Consider the following 17111-nt stretch of genomic DNA (forward strand, 5'->3'; position numbering starts at 1 on the left):
TTCGTCGCATCCAGACAGTCGACTGGACTCTTTGGCCGCTTGACTCTTCCCCCGCGATCTTTAGAGCGGCCGCCGGGCCACGCGGTCCCAACGCCGCGCGTGCTCTCTGCAAGGAGACGCATTACATGACTGATATTACTGCCGCCGACGCCACTCTTGCGCCCGCCGCGGCCAAGCCCGCCACCAAGCCGGCTCGTCCCTATTTCTCTTCCGGTCCCTGCGCCAAGCCTCCGGGCTGGAGCGCCGACAAGCTGAGCGCTGAATCTCTCGGCCGCTCGCACCGCGCCAAGATCGGCAAGACGCGCCTCGCCTACTGCATCGACCTGATGCGCGAGCTGCTGAACCTGCCCGAAACCCACCGCATCGGCATCGTGCCTGGTTCGGACACCGGCGCCTTTGAAATGGCGATGTGGACCATGCTGGGCGCCCGCCCGGTCACCACGCTTGCCTGGGAAAGCTTCGGCGAAGGCTGGGTGACGGACGCCGCCAAGCAGCTCAAGCTCGATCCGACGATCGTCCGCGCCGATTATGGCCAGCTGCCGGACCTCGGCACGGTCGATTTCAGCAATGACGTCCTGTTCACCTGGAACGGCACCACCTCGGGCGTGCGCGTGCCCAATGCCGACTGGATTCCGGCCGACCGGCAGGGTCTGACCTTCGCCGACGCCACCAGCGCGGTCTTCGCCTATGAGATCGACTGGACCAAGATCGACGTCGCCACCTTCTCCTGGCAGAAGGTGCTGGGCGGCGAGGGCGGCCATGGCGTGCTGATCCTCGGTCCTCGCGCCGTCGAGCGCCTCGAAACCCACACCCCTGCCTGGCCGCTGCCCAAGGTCTTCCGCCTGATGGCGAAGGGCAAGCTGGCCGAAGGCATCTTCAAGGGCGAAACGATCAACACGCCTTCGATGCTTGCCGTCGAGGATGCGATCTTCGCGCTGGAATGGGGCAAGTCGCTGGGGGGCCTCAACGGCCTGATCGCGCGCAGCAACGCCAATGCGGCGGCGCTCAACAAGTTGGTGGAAGAACGCGACTGGCTCGGCCATCTCGCCGCCGACGAAGCCGCCCGTTCGACCACCAGTGTCTGCCTGACCGTCGAGGGTGCGGACGAAGCCTTCATCAAGTCCTTCGCGGCTCTGCTGGAGAAGGAAGGCGCCGCCTATGACGTCGCGGGCTATCGCGACGCCCCGGCGGGCCTGCGCATCTGGTGCGGCGCGACCGTCGAAACCGCCGATATCGAAGCGCTGGGTCCGTGGCTCGACTGGGCCTACGCGACGGCCAAGGCTGCCTGATTAGCTTCACCGCGTCACCCCGGCCTTGAGCCGGGGTCGCGCTTCTTCTTCATGTCCGCCCGCAGATAAGCGGGACCCCGGATCAAGTCCGGGGTGACGAGGAAACATAGGAATTCTACATGCCCAAGGTACTTATTTCCGACAAGATGGACCCCCGCGCCGCCGCGATCTTCCGTGAACGTGGCGTGGAAGTTGACGAGATCACCGGGAAGACCCCGGACGAACTGAAGGCGATCATTGGTCAATATGACGGCCTCGCGATCCGCAGCGCGACCAAGGTCACCAAGGAAATCCTCGACGCCGCGCCCAATCTCAAGGTCATCGGCCGCGCGGGCATCGGCGTCGATAACGTCGATATTCCTGCCGCTTCGGCCAAGGGCGTGGTTGTCATGAACACCCCGTTCGGCAACTCGATCACGACCGCCGAACATGCCATCGCGCTGATGTTCGCGCTGGCCCGCCAGCTCCCCGAAGCCAACGCTCAGACCCAGCAGGGCCTGTGGCCGAAGAATGGCTTCATGGGCGTGGAAGTGACCGGCAAGACGCTGGGCCTGATCGGTGCAGGCAACATCGGCTCGATCGTCGCCAGCCGCGCGCTCGGCCTCAAGATGAAGGTCGTCGCCTTCGACCCCTTCCTCACTCCGGAACGCGCCGTTGAGATGGGCGTGGAAAAGGCCGATCTCGACACGCTGCTGGCGAAGGCGGACTTCATCACGCTGCACACGCCGCTGACCGACCAGACCCGTAACATCCTTTCGAAGGAAAATCTCGCCAAGACCAAGAAGGGCGTGCGCATCATCAACTGCGCCCGTGGCGGTCTGGTCGATGAAGCCGCGCTCAAGGAAGCGATGGATGCGGGCCATGTCGCGGGCGCCGCGCTCGACGTGTTCGTGCAGGAACCGGCGAAGGAATCGCCGCTGTTCGGCACCCCCAACTTCATCTGTACCCCGCACCTCGGCGCATCGACCGACGAAGCGCAGGTGAACGTCGCGCTTCAGGTCGCCGAACAGCTCAGCGACTATCTGCTCGATGGCGGCATCACCAATGCGCTGAACGTGCCGAGCCTGTCGGCTGAGGAAGCGCCGAAGCTCAAGCCCTATATGGCGCTGGCGGAAGAACTGGGCAGCCTTGTGGGTCAGCTTGAGGGTGACCATGTGCAGGGCGTGTCGGTCGAGGTCGAAGGCCATGCCGCCGAACTCAACCAGAAGCCGATCACCGCCGCCGTGCTCGCGGGCCTGATGCGCGTCTATTCGGACACAGTGAACATGGTCAACGCGCCCTTCCTGGCGAAGGAACGCGGCCTCGATGTGCGCGAAGTGCGCCATGACCGCGAGGGCGACTATCAGACCCTCGTCCGCGTCACCGTAAAGACGGAAAGCGGCGACAAGTCGGTCGCGGGCACCCTGTTCGGCCACGGCAGCCCGCGTCTGGTGGAACTGTTCGGCATCAAGGTCGAAGCCGATCTGGAAGGGCACATGCTCTACATCGTCAACCAGGACGCGCCGGGCTTCATCGGCCGCCTTGGCTCAACGCTGGGCGAGGCGGGCGTCAATATCGGCACCTTCCACCTTGGCCGCCGCAACCAGGGCGGTGAAGCGGTGCTGCTGCTCTCGGTCGATGGGGCGGTAAGCCAGGAGGTGCTGAACGACATCTGCAAGCTTGCGGGCGTCAAGACGGTGAAGCTGCTGCGCTTCGCTTAAATTTCCACTCCGTTCGTGCTGAGTAGGGTCTGAGCCTGTCGAAGACCCGTATCGAAGCATCCTTCGATACGCCATTTCGATAAGCTCAACGGCTACTCAGCACGAACGGAGGCTGGATAATCTGGCCGATGTTGCTAAAGGGCCAGCCCATGACCAGCATCCCCCCCGGCCTCCTTCCCGAAGGGCTCTCCGACCGTCTGCCGCCGCAGGCCGAAGCCTCCGCGCGCCTCGCGCGGCGCGTGCTCGATACGGTCGCCGCGCATGGCTATGAGCGCGTCATGCCCCCGCTCGCCGAGTTTGAGGATACGCTTGTCGGCCGCTTGAAGTCGATGCGCGCGCAGGATCTCGTCCGTGCCGTGGACCCCGTTTCACAGCGCAGCCTTGCCCTCCGTCCCGACATGACCGCGCAGGTGGGCCGCATCGCCGCCACCCGCCTCGCCAGCGCCCCGCGCCCGCTGCGCCTCTCCTATGGCGGTCCGGTCATCCGCCTGCGCGCGAATCAACTCCGCCCCGAGCGCGAGCGGCTGCAAGTCGGCGCTGAACTGATCGGCAGCGACAGCACCGCCGCCGCCGTTGAAATCGTGAATGTCGCGATCGAGGCGCTGCAGGCCGCAGGCGTCACCGGCATCACCATCGACTTCACCTTACCGGACTTGATCGACAGCCTCGCCGCCGGTCCGCTCCCGCTCGCGCCCGAAGAGATCGAAGCCGTACGCGCCGAACTCGATGCAAAGGATGCAGGCGCGCTCGCCGCGATCAGCCCGGCCGCCGCTGCTTATCTTCCGCTGATGGAGGCGACCGGCCCTTTCCATCCCGCGATGGAAAAGCTCGAAGCCCTCAACGCCCGGCTCAATGGCGCGATCGACAGCCGAATCGCGGGTCTGCGCGCTATCGCCAAGCCGATCGGGTGGGACATCACGCTGACGCTCGATCCCACCGAGCGCCATGGTTTCGAATATCAAAACTGGTTCGGCTTCTCGATCTTCGCGGAAGGCTTCATTGGAGAGATCGGCCGCGGCGGCAGCTATGCCATCACTCGCGCCAATGGTTCGGAAGAGCCCGCCATGGGCTTCTCCCTCTATCCCGACCCGCTGATCGATGCGGGCTTCGGTGCGGAAAGTCCCAAGCGCCTGTTTCTGCCGCTCCACCATGACGAAAGTCGCGCCGCGCAACTTCGCGGGGAAGGCTGGCAAACCATCGCCGCGCTCACCGCTCAAGAAAACGGTGAGGCGCTGCGCTGCACGCATTGGCTGGACGGCGACGAGCCGCGCCCCTACTGACTTGACGCAGAGGGGGCAGCGCGGCTAACGCGCGCCCCGCAACAGGGCGGCACGCGCCCACTCGATCCTACCGGCATGCCGAGTCCCGTCGAAGGGCATGGCCGGTCCGCGCGGCGGGCGGAGGTCTGTATCCATGGCAAATGTTACGGTGATCGGCGCCCAGTGGGGCGACGAAGGCAAGGGCAAGATCGTCGACTGGTTGTCGGAGCGCGCCGACGTCGTCGCGCGCTTCCAGGGCGGCCACAATGCCGGCCACACGCTGGTTGTCGGCGAAAAGGTCTATAAGCTCTCACTGCTCCCCTCAGGCATTGTGCGCGGCACGCTGTCGGTGATCGGCAATGGCGTGGTGCTGGACCCCTGGCACTTCCGCGACGAGGTCGCCAAGCTCAAGGGGCAGGGCGTCGCCATCACCCCCGACAACTTGCAGATCGCGGAAACCTGCCCGCTGATCCTGCCTTTCCACCGTGACCTCGACGGCCTGCGCGAGGATGCGTCGGGTGCCGGCAAGATCGGCACCACCCGTCGCGGCATTGGCCCGGCCTATGAGGACAAGGTCGGCCGCCGCGCCATCCGCGTCTGCGACCTAGCGCATCTCGACGATCTCGGCCCGCAACTCGACCGCCTGACCGCCCATCACGACGCGCTGCGCGTCGGCTTCAACGAAGCCCCGATCGACCGCGACGCATTGATGGCCGAATTGCGTGACATCGCCGACTTCATCCTGCCCTTCGTCAAGCCCGTCTGGCTGACGCTCAACAAGGCGAAGGCCGAAGGCAAGCGCATCCTGTTCGAAGGCGCCCAGGGGACCCTGCTCGACATCGACCACGGCACCTATCCCTTCGTCACCTCGTCCAACACGGTGGCGGGCACCGCGGCAAGCGGCACCGGCCTTGGCCCATCGGGCGCGGGCTTCGTGCTGGGCATCGTCAAGGCGTACACGACCCGCGTCGGCTCGGGCCCGTTCCCGACCGAACTGGAGGACGAAACTGGCCAGCGCCTGGGCGAACGCGGCCATGAATTCGGCACGGTGACGGGGCGCAAGCGCCGCTGCGGCTGGTTCGACGCCGTGCTGGTGCGCCAGTCGGTCGCCGTCTCGGGCGTCACCGGCATCGCGCTCACCAAGCTCGACGTGCTGGACGGCTTCGATACGCTCAAAATCTGCGTCGGCTACAAGATCGGCGATCAGACCTTCGACTATCTCCCCGCCCATGCGCAGGACCAAGCGAAGGCCGAGCCGATCTACGAGGATATCGAAGGCTGGCAGGACACCACCGCCGGTGCCCGCAGCTGGGCCGAGCTGCCCGCGCAGGCGATCAAATATATCCGCCGCATCGAAGAACTGATCGGCTGCCCGGTCACGCTCGTCTCCACCAGTCCCGAGCGCGAGGACACCATCCTCGTGCGCGATCCCTTCGCGGATTAAGCGCGATGGCCGGCGAACGCTTCGAGCGCCACAAGCAGCCATGGACGGCGGATGAGCTGCAAAAGCTCCACACGCTGGCGAAGAAGGGCATGGCGCTCAAGGCGATCGCCAAGGCGCTGACCCGCAGCGAGGAATCGGTGAAAGCCCGCGCCAAGCAGGACGGGCTTTCGATTGCAAAATTACGTTAGGGCGCCGAGGGGCTGTTCGGGTGGTTGTTGCCATTCCTCCTAGAGCCGTTCCGTTTGAGTAGGCTCGAACCTTCGCTCGAAACGAATGGCATTAATATGTCCGTTCAGGCCGAAAGCCGCCGTCGAGGAGCCGGTTCCACCTAAGGCCAGCGCGTCGCACTGGACGCCACCGTCCAGCAATGCGAGAACAGCCGCATGGCACTCGACATCCTCATCCTCTACGGCTCCTACCGCACCGGCCGCATGGGCATCCGCCTTGCCGACTATCTCATCAACGGCTTCCAGCAACTCGGCCATCAGGCCGAACTCATAGACGCGATGCAGGTCAGTCTTCCCATGCTCGACCAACGCTATAGCGACTATCCCCCTGGCCAAGCCCCCGAAGCCATGACCGCGCTCGCCGAGCGCCTGACTGCCGCCGACGCCTTCGTCTTCGTCGCGGGCGAATATAATCGGGGCGTGCAGCCCGGCCTCAAGAATCTCACCGACCATTTTCTCAAGGAATTCGATCGCCGCCCTGCCGGGATCGCCAGCTATTCGGCGGGCCGCTATGCCGGGGTCAACAGCCACGCGGCCTGGACGGTGACCCTCTCCGCCATGGGCATGACCGTCATCCCCGAGCGCCTCAGCGTCGGCCAGATCGGCCAGACACTCGACGAGCAGGGACAGCCGCAGGGCGACGGCGGCGCGGCGCTCGAACGCAGCTTCGCCAGCTTCGCCCGTAGCCTCATTTGGTGGGCGGAAGCGGCGAAGGCTGCAGGCTGACCTGAACCCCGTTCGTCTCGCGCGAAACCGAGAATGCGAGGCTTTTCGCCCCTTCGCCAAGCTCAAGGCTTTGCTCGACGCTACCAGCAGGGAAACAGGATCACGCCGGCCCCTTCGCCTGCTCCTTCTCCTCTCCCGCCGCAATCACCGTGGCCGCCACCAGATCGCCGGTGACATTCAGCGTCGTCCGACACATGTCTAGGAAGCGATCGACGCCCAGCACCAGCCCGATCCCCTCCGGCGGCACGCCAACCATGCCCAGGATCATGGCCACCACGGGCAGCGATCCCGCCGGGACCCCGGCCGTGCCGACGCCGCCCAATATGCACACCAGCATCACTGTCAGCTGCTGCGCCCAATCCAGTTCGATGCCGAAAAACTGCGCGAGGAAGAGGACGGTGATCCCCTCGAACATCGCCGTTCCATTCTGGTTGGCGGTCGCTCCGATCGTCAACACGAACCGGGCGATCCGCCGCGGCAGGTGCAGCCGCTCTTCGGCCACCCGGATCGCCGTCGGCAGCGTGGCGTTGGATGAGGCCGTCGCGAAGGCCATCAACATCGCATCCTGCACATCCGTGAAGAAGCGTAACGGCGACCGCCGCGCGCCTAGGGCGAGCAGCAATGAATAGACGCCGAACATCTGCAGGCCGAGCGCAAGCAGCACCACGCCGACATAGGCCGACAGCCGTTCCAACAGTTCCCATCCGAACTGCGCGGCGAGGTTGAACATGAAACAGGCGATGGCGATTGGCGCGATGCGGATGACCAGGCTCATCAGCCGCATCGTCACTTCGAACAGCCCCTCCATCGCCGACAGCAGCAGCTTCGTCTGTTCCGTGCGCACCAGCATCAATCCGATGCCGAAGAACAGGGCGAATACCATGACGGCCAATATGTCGTTATTCGCCATGGCCTTGACGATATTGTCCGGCACCATGGCAAGCAGCGCGTCCACGCCCTTGGGAGCCTCCCCGCCACGCGCCAGGATAGCGCGCGCGCCTTCCCCGGCATTGTCCAGCATGGCGTGTGCCTGTGCCGGATCGATCCCGTCGCCCGGCCGCAGCAGGTTGACCGCCGCCAGGCTGATCGCCACCGCTATCCCTGACACCACCAGCGTGTAGAGCAAGGTCTTGAACCCCACCCGCCGCAGCGAGCGCATTTCGCCCATCTCCGCGATGCCCACGATCAGCGCCGATACCAACAGGGGGATGACCAGCATGAACAGCAGCCGCAGGAATATCTGCCCGATCGGCCCCGTGACATAGTTGGTGGCAAGATCGACCCAGCGCGCGTCCCGCGCGGTAGCGTGGACGATAAGGCCGAGGGTCATGCCGGTGAGGAACCCGGCCAGCATTTGCCATTGCAACGAAAAGGCGGCTTTGTCCGGCGTCTTCATCGGCTAGCTTCGCTCCCTCCGCGGAGGAAACCGTTAAGCGCGCGTAATGTTTCGGTTGGGCGGGTTAGCCTTTCCGCTTCAGGTCAATCGAGGCACGGCACTCTTTTCGGGGAGCGCGCCCAGCAACACACAGGCAGCGCGTCCTCAGCCCCGACGCTCTTCCTCCACCATGTCCGTCGCCAGTTCCAGCCCGGCGCGGCCATGGGCGGCCGTATGTGTGGGCGCTTTGGGATGGGGCACATAGTCGGACTCCTCGACCTCCAGCATTCCTTCCCATTTGGTGATGACGGAGGTGGCGATGGCATTGCCCAGCACGTTGGTGGCGGTGCGGCCCATATCCATGAAATGATCGACCGCCAGGATGAAGGCGACGCCCTCCACCGGCAGGTCGAACTGCCCCAGCGTCGCCGCAACCACCACCAGGCTCGCGCGCGGGACGGCGGCGATGCCCTTGCTCGTCACCATCAGGACGAGAAGTATGGTGATCTGCGTCGCGATGGGCAGGTCGATGCCATAAGCCTGCGCGATGAAGATGGTCGCGAAGGTCGAATACATCATCGACCCGTCGAGATTGAACGAATAGCCCAGCGGCAGCACGAAGCTGTAGATGCGCCGTGGCACGCCGAACCGGTCCAGCTGCTCCAGCATCTTGGGATAGGCCGCTTCCGACGAGGCGGTGGAAAAGGCGATCAGCAGCGGTTCGCGCACATATTTGAGCAGCTTGCCCATCCGCCGCCCCAGGAACAGCGCGCCCGCGCAGCACAGCAGGATCCAGAGAGCAAAGAGCGACAGGTAGAATTCACCCACCAGTTCGCCGAAGGTCTTGAGTACGCCCAAGCCTTCAGTCGTGATCGCCGACGCCAGCGCCCCGAACACGGCGAAGGGGGCGACGCGCATGACATAGCTCGTCACCTGCAGCATCAGCTCGACCATCGCCTCGATCACGGTGACGATGGGCTTGCCCCTCTCGCCGATCGCCGTCAGCGCCACGCCCACGAAGAGCGAGAACACCACGATCTGCAGGATCGAATTTTCCGCCATCGCCCCGACCATCGAGGTGGGGAAGACATGGAGGACGAAATCCTTGAAGTTCAGCGCCTCGGTATTGACCCCCGACTCCGCGCCGCTCCGCACCAGGTTCAACCCTTCGCCGGGCGCGAAGAAATTGACGAAGATGAGGCCCAGCGTCAGCGAAATCAGGCTGGCGATGATGAACCAGGCGAGCGCCCTTCCGCCGATCCGCCCCAGCGCCGCGCTGTCGCCCATATGGGCGATGCCCGCGACCAGCGTGGAAAAGACCAGCGGCGCGATGATCATCTTGATGAGGTGGAGGAATATGTCGGCGAGCAGGTGGAAATAACCCGCCACATCCTTGGCCAGGACCTTGTCGCCGCCGACCCACAGATTGGCTGCAAAACCTGTGATTACCCCCAGCACCATGCCCGTCAGGATGAAGGCCGTCAGTCGATTCCGCATGCAACCCCTCTAAGCCGTGCTGGCCCGCACATCTAACAGGCGCCCGGCCGCCCGCCTATCCTCTTGAACGAACGAGCGTCCGGATTCCGCGCTTTGGAAAGCTCAGGGATAAAGCAGCCCCTCGTGCCATCCATCCCCTTCGCGCAGGAACAGCCGTCGCTCATGCAGCCGATGCTCGCGGTCCTGCCAAAATTCGATCCGGTCCGGCACCACGCGAAATCCCGACCAGTGCGGCGGACGCGGGACGGCTCCTCCCTCAAACCGGCTTACCGCATCGGCATAGCGCGTCATGAACGCAGCGCGGGAGGGCAGGGGGCGTGACTGGTCGGAAGCCCAGGCGCCCAGCTGGCTATCCCGGCTGCGCGTCGCGAAATAGGCATCGGCGGTGGCCTCGTCCACGGTCTCCACCGGCCCTTCGATGCGGATCTGCCGCCGCAGCGATTTCCAGTGAAACAGCAGCGCCGCATGCGGATTGGCCAGCAGCTCCTCGGCCTTGCGCCCTTCGAAATTGGTGTAGAAGACAAAGCCTTCGGGTCCATGCCCCTTCAGCAGCACCATACGCACAGACGGCCGCCCGCGCGCATCGGCGGTCGCCACCGCCATGGCGTTGCTGTCGTTGATCTCGCTGTCGCGCGCTTCGCCATACCATTGGTCGAACAGGGTGAAGGGGTCGGTCATGCCCTTGATCTAAGCCGCTCATTCGCCTGTGTCGATGGTCACGCCGCTTGAAGGATCGTGACGCTTTCGCCACATATGGCGCAAACACGCTTCTCACGAACAAGGATAGACATTCGGCAATGGCGGATCCCTACTCCACTCTGGGCGTCGCGCGCGGCGCGAGCGAGGCAGAGATCAAGTCGGCCTACCGCAAGCTCGCCAAGGAGCTGCATCCCGACCGGAACCAGGACAATCCCAAGGCGGCGGAGCGGTTTTCCGCCGTTTCCAGCGCCTATGACCTGCTGTCGGACAAGGACAAGCGCGCCCGCTTCGACCGTGGCGAGATTGACGGCGACGGCAATCCCACCGCGCCCTTCGGCTATGGCGGCAATGGCGGCGGCTTTCGCGGCCGTCCCGGCGCGGGCGGCGGCTTCGAATTCAACGAAGGCGCGGATTTCGGCGATATTTTCGAAGGACTGTTCGGCGGCGGTGGCGCCCGGCGGGGGGGCGGCGGCTTTGGCGGCGGCTTCGGGCGTGGCGCCCCGCCGCAGAAGGGCGCGAACGTCTCTTACCGCCTGGCCGTCTCCTTCGTCGATGCCGCCACGCTGGCCCCGCAGCGCATCACCTTGCAGGACGGCAAGACCATCGACCTGAAACTCCCCGCAGGCGTCGAAACGGGCACGCAGATGCGCCTGACCGGCAAGGGGCAGGCCGGACAGGCCGGGGCAGGGGACGCGATCGTCACCATAGAGGTAAAGCCGCACCCCTTCTTCATCCGCGACGGCGACAATGTGCTGCTGGACCTGCCCATCACCCTCGATGAGGCGGTGAAGGGCGGCAAGGTCAAAGTGCCCACGGTCGATGGCCCGGTCATGCTCGGCGTGCCCGCAGGCGCGACCTCAGGCAAGACGCTCCGGCTGCGCGGCAAGGGCTTCACCCACAAGGGCGGGGAGCGCGGCGATCAGCTCGTCCGGCTGATGATCGACGTGCCGGGCGACGATCCGGCGATCAAGTCACTGGTCGAAGGCTGGCAGGACAGCCGCGCCGTCCGCGCCCATCTGGGCGTCTAGGGCGTTAACGGGGGCGAGGAGACTGCATGCCGAGCCCTTCACCCTATTCGCCCGAATCCCGCCGCAAGCGGATCGCGCAAGACGCCCGAGCCCATATCAACCGCCACATCGCCAAGGTGCGCCCCGGCAGCCAGACCTTTGAAATCATGAAGCGGGTGGCAGTCGGCACCTATAATGACGGCTTCATCCATGCGGGCAATCTTGCCTATCTGTCGCTGATGACGCTCTTCCCCTTCTTCATCGTCGCAGCGGCAGTGGCGAGCATCTTTGGCCGGTCGCAGGACGGCCTGGCGGCGGTCGGCGCTTTTCTGGAGACCGTCCCGCCCAGCGTCGCCTCCGTCGTGAAGCAGCCGATCATCGACGTACTGACCGCCCGTACGGGACCGCTGCTCTGGCTTGGCGGTCTCGTCGGCCTGTGGACAGTCGGAAGCCTTATCGAAACCATCCGCGACATTCTTCGACGCGCCTATGGGACGAAAAGCACCCGGTCGTTCTGGCACTATCGCCTGACCGCGATCGGCATCACGCTGGTCAGCGTCTTCGCCGTCATGTTCGCCTTCTCGCTCCAAGTCGCCATCACCGGCATCGACCAGTTCCTGCATCAGATTCTGCCCTTCGCCGACGAAGCGATGCAGATCGTCACGCTGACGCGCGCTGTGCCCATGCTGATCCTGTGTTTCGCGCTTTATTATCTCTATCTCTCGCTCACCCCCAGCGCCTACAAGGACAAGCGCTTCCCCAAATTGCCCGGCGCGGTCGCCACGGCGCTCTGGTGGTACGGCGCCACCATGCTGCTGCCACCGACCTTATCGCTGCTCGGCGACTATAACCTGACCTATGGCAGTCTGGCGGGCGTGATGATTACGCTTATTTTTTTCTTTCTCGTCGGGCTTGGCGTGGTAATTGGCGCGGAACTCAATGCAGCCCTTGCTGAATTTCCCGAAGAGGAACTGGAGCGGGTCGCGGCGGATAGCAAAGGGAACGGGACAGTAGAATGACGGGCTTGATGGCGGGGAAGCGGGGGCTCATCATGGGCCTTGCGAATGACAAGTCTTTGGCATGGGGCATTTCCAAGGCGCTGCGGGCGCAGGGGGCGGAGCTTGCCTTTTCCTATCAGGGCGATGCGCTGGCGCGGCGCGTGCGGCCGCTGGCGGAGGAGCTTGGCTCGGATTTCCTGATCGATTGCGATGTGTCGGACATGGAAAAGCTCGACGCCGCCTTTGCTGAGGTAAAGGCGCGCTGGGGCAAGCTCGACTTCGTCGTCCATGCCATCGGCTTTTCCGACAAGAATGAGCTGCGCGGCAAATATGTCGATACCAGCCTCGACAATTTCCTGATGACCATGAACATCTCGGCCTACAGCTTCGTCGCCGTCGCCCGGCGCGCGCGCGAACTCATGGCGGAAGGCGGCAGCCTGCTGACGCTGAGCTATTATGGCGCGGAAAAGGTCATCCCGCACTATAACGTGATGGGCGTCGCCAAGGCTGCGCTGGAAACCAGCGTCAAATATCTGGCGATGGATCTTGGCCCCGAAAATATCCGCGTCAACGCGATTTCGGCCGGCCCCATCAAGACGCTGGCCGCCAGCGGCATCGGCGATTTCCGCTACATCATGAAGTGGAACGAACTGAACAGCCCGCTCCGCCGCAACGTGACGATCGAGGATGTCGGCGGCGCTGGCCTCTATCTTCTGTCCGACCTTGCGGCAGGTGTGACCGGCGAGATCCATCATGTCGATGCGGGCTATAATGTCATCGGCATGAAAGCCGAAGACGCGCCCGATATCGCGCTCGACAAGGGCTGAGTTGAAAAACCCAGCCGGTTAGGTTATATGGTCACGGTACACCGCGCGGCTGGGTTCCGCTTCGTCATCTATGTCGATGATCATGCGCCCGCCCACATCCACGCGGTAGGTTCGGGTGAAGCGAAGATCGACATCTCTGGCGATAAGCCTCGGCTTGTATGGACCCATGGCCTGACAAGGGCAGAGGTTCGCCGCGCGATGACGATCGTCGTGGAACAGCAGGCAATGCTCTTGTCGCGGTGGAGGAACATTCATGGCTGAAATCAGCGACGCTGCCATCGATGCGGCCTTGGAGCGCGGTATGCTCGCCCGTGAGTTGGAGCCGCGCGCAGCTGCGGCGCATTATGACGCCACCTCCGAACGCGTGGTCGTGGACCTTACCAACGGCTGCACCTTCGCTTTTCCACCGCGGCTGGGGCAGGGGCTGGAAAATGCCACCGCCGATCAGATTGCTGCAGTGGAAGTCAGCCCGTCCGGTTACGGGCTGCATTGGGCGGAACTGGATACCGATCTTTCCATCCCGGGTCTGATGGCTGGCCTGTTCGGCACGCGTGCGCATATGGCCCGCCTTGCCGGGCGCGGACGTTCCCCGGCAAAGGCTGCGGCTGCGCGAGCAAATGGTGCGAAAGGCGGCAGACCCCGCAAGCAGGCAGGCATATGAGCTTCAACACATTCGGCCGCGTACTCCGCTTCTCCACCTGGGGCGAAAGCCATGGTCCCGCCATTGGCGCTGTCGTCGATGGCTGCCCTCCCGGACTGCCCCTGAGCGAGGCGGACATTCAGCCCTTCCTCGACAAGCGCAAGCCCGGCACCTCCAAATTCACCACCCAGCGCCGTGAGCCCGATGAGGTCCGCATCCTTTCGGGCCTGTTCGAAGGCCGCACCACCGGCACGCCGATCAGCCTGATGATCGAGAATACCGATCAGCGCTCAAAGGATTATTCGGACGTCGCCAAAGCCTATCGCCCCGGCCATGCCGACTATGCCTATGACGCGAAATACGGCTTTCGTGACTATCGCGGCGGCGGCCGCTCCTCCGCGCGGGAGACCGCCAGCCGGGTTGCCGCGGGCGCGGTCGCCCGGCTCGTCATCCCGGATGTCGATATCTTCGCCTATGTCAGCGAGATTGGCGGCGACGCGATCGACTATGCCCGTTTCGACGCGGGCGAGATCGACAATAATCCTTTCTTTTGCCCCGATCCGGAAGCCGCAAAGCGCTGGGAACAGTTGGTGGACAGCGCGCGCAAGGATGGCTCCTCGCTCGGTGCGGTCGTCGAATGCGTCGCCAGTGGCGTGCCCGCAGGCTGGGGCGCCCCCCTCTATGCCAAGCTCGACAGCGAACTCGCCGCCGCGATGATGAGCATCAATGCGGTCAAGGGCGTGGAAATCGGCGACGGCTTTGCCGCAGCACGGCTGCGGGGTGAGGATAATGCCGACCCGATGCGCCCCGGCAATGACGGCAATCCCGTCTTCCTCGCCAATCATGCAGGCGGCATTGCAGGGGGCATTTCCACCGGCCAGCCCGTCAAGCTGCGCGTCGCCTTCAAACCGACCAGCTCGATCCTGATCCCGGTCGAAACCATCACGCGGGAGGGCGATGCCTCCGACATCATCACCAAGGGCCGGCACGACCCCTGCGTCGGCATTCGCGGCGTCCCAGTTGTTGAAGCGATGATGGCGCTTGTCCTGGCAGACCAGAAATTGCTCCACCGTGCCCAATGCGGTGGCGACTAACGGGCTGAAACGAGCCGATTACCGGGTAAGCGCGCGATTCTAGCGAGACGACTCACCCAATCTACGTTAACATCCTCCCCATCGATCGCCCGCGGGAGGGCGAGCGGCAGTGCGTAAGCCTGGGGAGCGTCATTCCTGAACGGCCTTTGGGCCAAGAATGGATTGACGGTCAAAACGTCCCCTTGAGCCGCGAACACGGGCCAGCCATATAATGTGGCTGGCCCATTTCGTTTGCAGTTCGCTTACTCGTCGTCCCAGCGGACGCTCGGACCTTGAGCCATGTCACGCCTCCGCCAACGGAGCTTGGCTGCTGCTCAAGACCAATCCCGTTCAACCGGCCCTATTCAGTTGCACAATGAAACGCCATCATGACGTCATTCCTAAGGAACGCTCATGACCAGTCTCCCCTTCACCCAGGTTGACGCCTTCACCGACACACCCTTCACCGGCAATCCCGCTGCCGTGATGCCGCTCGGCCGCTGGCTCGATGACGCCACGCTCCAGGCGATCGCACAGGAAAACAACCTGTCGGAAACAGCCTTCACCGTACCCACGCCTGATGATCCGGACGCGGACTATGCGCTGCGTTGGTTCACCCCGGCTGTGGAGGTGAAGCTCTGCGGCCACGCCACACTGGCGAGCGGCCACGTGCTGATGGGAGGACGCACCGCCATCCGCTTCCGGACCCGTCATGCGGGCGTCCTTACTGTCACACGCGACCGCGACGGCTATGCCCTCTCGCTGCCCGCCTGGGACGTGGAGCCGCGCCCGTTGCCCGACCTTGCGGCAGGGCTAGGCGGCACACCCCTTGAATCGCATTGGCGCGAGGGCGGCTACAGTCTTTTCCTCTTCCCCAACGCCGCGGCCGTGCGCGCGCTCACGCCCGACTTCGCCGCACTCAAGGCGCTCGGTGACATCATGCTGATCGCCACCGCGCCGGGGGAGGACAGCGACATCATCAGCCGCGTCTTCGTTCCGGGCGGCGGAGTGGATGAAGATCCCGTCACCGGCTCGGCCCATTGCCTGCTCACGCCCTTCTGGGCGAGCCGCCTTGATAAGACAAAGCTCAGCGCGGTTCAGGCGTCCCGGCGCGGCGGCCGCTTGGGTTGCCGTCTCGAAGGCGACCGGGTGATCCTCACCGGCGCCTGCCGCACGGTGATAGAGGGGCAGTTCCTGCTCTAGGCGGCAAAAAGCCGCATCAGCTTTGCCAGCCTGCGTTTCAGCGCCGCGCGCTGTTCCTTGTCCGGCGACATACCGATCCGCACTACCGTCAGCGCCTGCCCGGGCGAGATAAGTATATATTGCCCGCCATGCCCCGCGCAGCCGAACAGGCTCTGCGGGGCGTCGCCCGGCATCAGCACGCTCTCTTCGCTCTCCCGGTTGAGCCAGAGATGCGCGCCATAGGCAGGATTGCGCCGGGAAGGCGTGCGCATGAAATCGACCCATTTTTCCGGCACGATCTGATGCCCGTTGGGCCCGCGCCCATGATTGCGTAGCAATTCGCCGAACTGCGCATAATCCCGCGCCGTCATATGCAGGAAGCTGCCGCCGATCATCGTGCCTGCCGCGTCATATTCAGCCGTCAGGCTCTTCAGCCCCGCCGGAATCTTCAGCCGTCCGTCAATGAAGGTCTGCATCGCCTGCCGCCGCGCATCGGGATCGGCGTTGTTGGTCAGCATCCGCGCCATCAGGTCGGTCAGGATGAGCGTGCTGCCGGTCGAATAGGAAAAATGCGACCCCGGCGCATGGGCCAGCGGCTTGGCTTCGGCAAAGGCGCTCATATCCTGCGCGCCGTCAGTGAACAGCATCCGCACCGTATCGGCCTGCGCCAACGGCTCCTCATCCTCGACATGGTCGAGCCCTGACGTCATGGCGAGTAACTGCCGCAGCGTGATCCGCCCGCGCGGATCGCCTTGCTGGCTCCAGGCCGCAACCGGCACCGGCGAATCGAGCGCCAGCCGACCGTCCGCGACCATCAGCCCCACTAGCACCGCCGTCACGCTCTTGCCCATCGACCAGCCGAGCAGCTTCGTCTCCGGCCCAAATCCCGGCGCGTACCGCTCCGCCACGATCTCGCCCCGGTGCATGACGACCAGCGCCCGCGTTTCGCCCACATCCTCGTCGCCATCGAACAGCGGATCGATCGCCGCGCGCAAATCTTCCTCATTGACGCCCGCGTCCGCCGCCACATGATAGCGCGGTTCCGGATCGGCCGCGCGCACGGCAAGCGCTCCGGCTCCCATCAATGACAAAATGGCGGCCGCCGCGCCAATCTGCTTTACCCTTTTCCGCTCGAGCTTCATAAGCCGCGCCCTTAGCACGGCTCATC

17 protein-coding genes are annotated in these 17111 nt (G+C 64.5%); 13 read left to right on the forward strand and 4 right to left on the reverse strand.

The features are described 5' to 3' along the window. The first annotated feature begins 125 nt into the window (after positions 1-125). The 6 genes from EP837_RS08055 to EP837_RS08080 all read left to right on the forward strand — a co-directional run bounded on the left by EP837_RS08055 (position 126) and on the right by EP837_RS08080 (position 6645). A complete protein-coding gene (locus EP837_RS08055; RefSeq protein ID WP_066526224.1) occupies positions 126-1289 on the forward strand; it encodes a phosphoserine transaminase in 1164 nt (387 codons plus the stop codon). A 119-nt stretch (positions 1290-1408) separates the two neighbouring features. Beyond that, positions 1409-2989, forward strand: coding sequence for a phosphoglycerate dehydrogenase (serA, locus tag EP837_RS08060; RefSeq protein ID WP_066526225.1), 1581 nt, complete (start codon positions 1409-1411; stop codon positions 2987-2989). Between the two features lie 149 nt (positions 2990-3138). After that, a complete protein-coding gene (locus EP837_RS08065) occupies positions 3139-4269 on the forward strand; it encodes an ATP phosphoribosyltransferase regulatory subunit (protein WP_066528982.1) in 1131 nt (376 codons plus the stop codon). A gap of 133 nt (positions 4270-4402) precedes the next feature. Continuing rightward, positions 4403-5692, forward strand: coding sequence for an adenylosuccinate synthase (locus tag EP837_RS08070; RefSeq protein WP_066526233.1), 1290 nt, complete (start codon positions 4403-4405; stop codon positions 5690-5692). Between the two features lie 5 nt (positions 5693-5697). After that, a complete protein-coding gene (locus EP837_RS08075) occupies positions 5698-5880 on the forward strand; it encodes a hypothetical protein (RefSeq protein WP_066526237.1) in 183 nt (60 codons plus the stop codon). Positions 5881-6075: 195 nt separating this feature from the next. Further along, entirely contained in the window at positions 6076-6645 is a 570-nt protein-coding gene (locus EP837_RS08080) for an NADPH-dependent FMN reductase (RefSeq protein ID WP_066526240.1), read from the forward strand. 100 nt (positions 6646-6745) lie between these two features. Here the strand turns inward: EP837_RS08080 and EP837_RS08085 are convergent, their stop codons facing one another. The 3 genes from EP837_RS08085 to pdxH all read right to left on the reverse strand — a co-directional run bounded on the left by EP837_RS08085 (position 6746) and on the right by pdxH (position 10195). After that, positions 6746-8041, reverse strand: coding sequence for a dicarboxylate/amino acid:cation symporter (locus tag EP837_RS08085; protein ID WP_066526242.1), 1296 nt, complete (start codon positions 8039-8041; stop codon positions 6746-6748). A 144-nt stretch (positions 8042-8185) separates the two neighbouring features. After that, on the reverse strand, positions 8186-9517 hold the full coding sequence (locus EP837_RS08090; protein WP_066526244.1) for a dicarboxylate/amino acid:cation symporter: 1332 nt from the start codon (positions 9515-9517) through the stop codon (positions 8186-8188). Between the two features lie 102 nt (positions 9518-9619). Beyond that, positions 9620-10195, reverse strand: a complete 576-nt coding sequence (pdxH, locus tag EP837_RS08095; protein WP_066526247.1) for a pyridoxamine 5'-phosphate oxidase — start codon at positions 10193-10195, stop codon at positions 9620-9622. Positions 10196-10314: 119 nt separating this feature from the next. Here pdxH and EP837_RS08100 point away from each other — a divergent pair, with 119 nt between their 5' ends. The 7 genes from EP837_RS08100 (at position 10315) to EP837_RS08130 (ending at position 15964) form a co-directional block, all read left to right on the forward strand. Continuing rightward, complete coding sequence (locus EP837_RS08100) at positions 10315-11244, forward strand: DnaJ C-terminal domain-containing protein (protein ID WP_066528984.1); 930 nt, start codon at positions 10315-10317, stop codon at positions 11242-11244. 26 nt (positions 11245-11270) lie between these two features. Beyond that, positions 11271-12242: a YihY/virulence factor BrkB family protein gene (locus EP837_RS08105; RefSeq protein ID WP_066526251.1), complete on the forward strand. Its 972-nt coding sequence runs from the start codon at positions 11271-11273 to the stop codon at positions 12240-12242. Further along, the gene (gene fabI / locus EP837_RS08110; protein ID WP_066526254.1) at positions 12239-13048 is read left to right on the forward strand and encodes an enoyl-ACP reductase FabI; all 810 of its coding nucleotides are present in this window, start codon (positions 12239-12241) and stop codon (positions 13046-13048) included. Before EP837_RS08105 ends, fabI begins: the two co-directional genes overlap by 4 nt. A 27-nt stretch (positions 13049-13075) precedes the next feature. After that, positions 13076-13309: a DUF4160 domain-containing protein gene (locus EP837_RS08115; RefSeq protein ID WP_066526260.1), complete on the forward strand. Its 234-nt coding sequence runs from the start codon at positions 13076-13078 to the stop codon at positions 13307-13309. After that, positions 13302-13709, forward strand: coding sequence for a DUF2442 domain-containing protein (locus tag EP837_RS08120; RefSeq protein WP_066526263.1), 408 nt, complete (start codon positions 13302-13304; stop codon positions 13707-13709). The genes EP837_RS08115 and EP837_RS08120 overlap by 8 nt, the downstream gene beginning before the upstream one ends. After that, on the forward strand, positions 13706-14782 hold the full coding sequence (gene aroC, locus EP837_RS08125; RefSeq protein ID WP_066526264.1) for a chorismate synthase: 1077 nt from the start codon (positions 13706-13708) through the stop codon (positions 14780-14782). The genes EP837_RS08120 and aroC overlap by 4 nt, the downstream gene beginning before the upstream one ends. A 393-nt stretch (positions 14783-15175) precedes the next feature. Further along, complete coding sequence (locus tag EP837_RS08130) at positions 15176-15964, forward strand: PhzF family phenazine biosynthesis protein (protein WP_066526265.1); 789 nt, start codon at positions 15176-15178, stop codon at positions 15962-15964. Here the strand turns inward: EP837_RS08130 and EP837_RS08135 are convergent. Next, positions 15961-17085, reverse strand: coding sequence for a serine hydrolase domain-containing protein (locus EP837_RS08135; RefSeq protein ID WP_066526268.1), 1125 nt, complete (start codon positions 17083-17085; stop codon positions 15961-15963). The genes EP837_RS08130 and EP837_RS08135 overlap by 4 nt on opposite strands. Positions 17086-17111: the final 26 nt, after the last annotated feature.

The sequence above is a fragment of the Sphingobium sp. EP60837 genome (assembly GCF_001658005.1).
GTDB lineage: Bacteria > Pseudomonadota > Alphaproteobacteria > Sphingomonadales > Sphingomonadaceae > Sphingobium > Sphingobium tyrosinilyticum.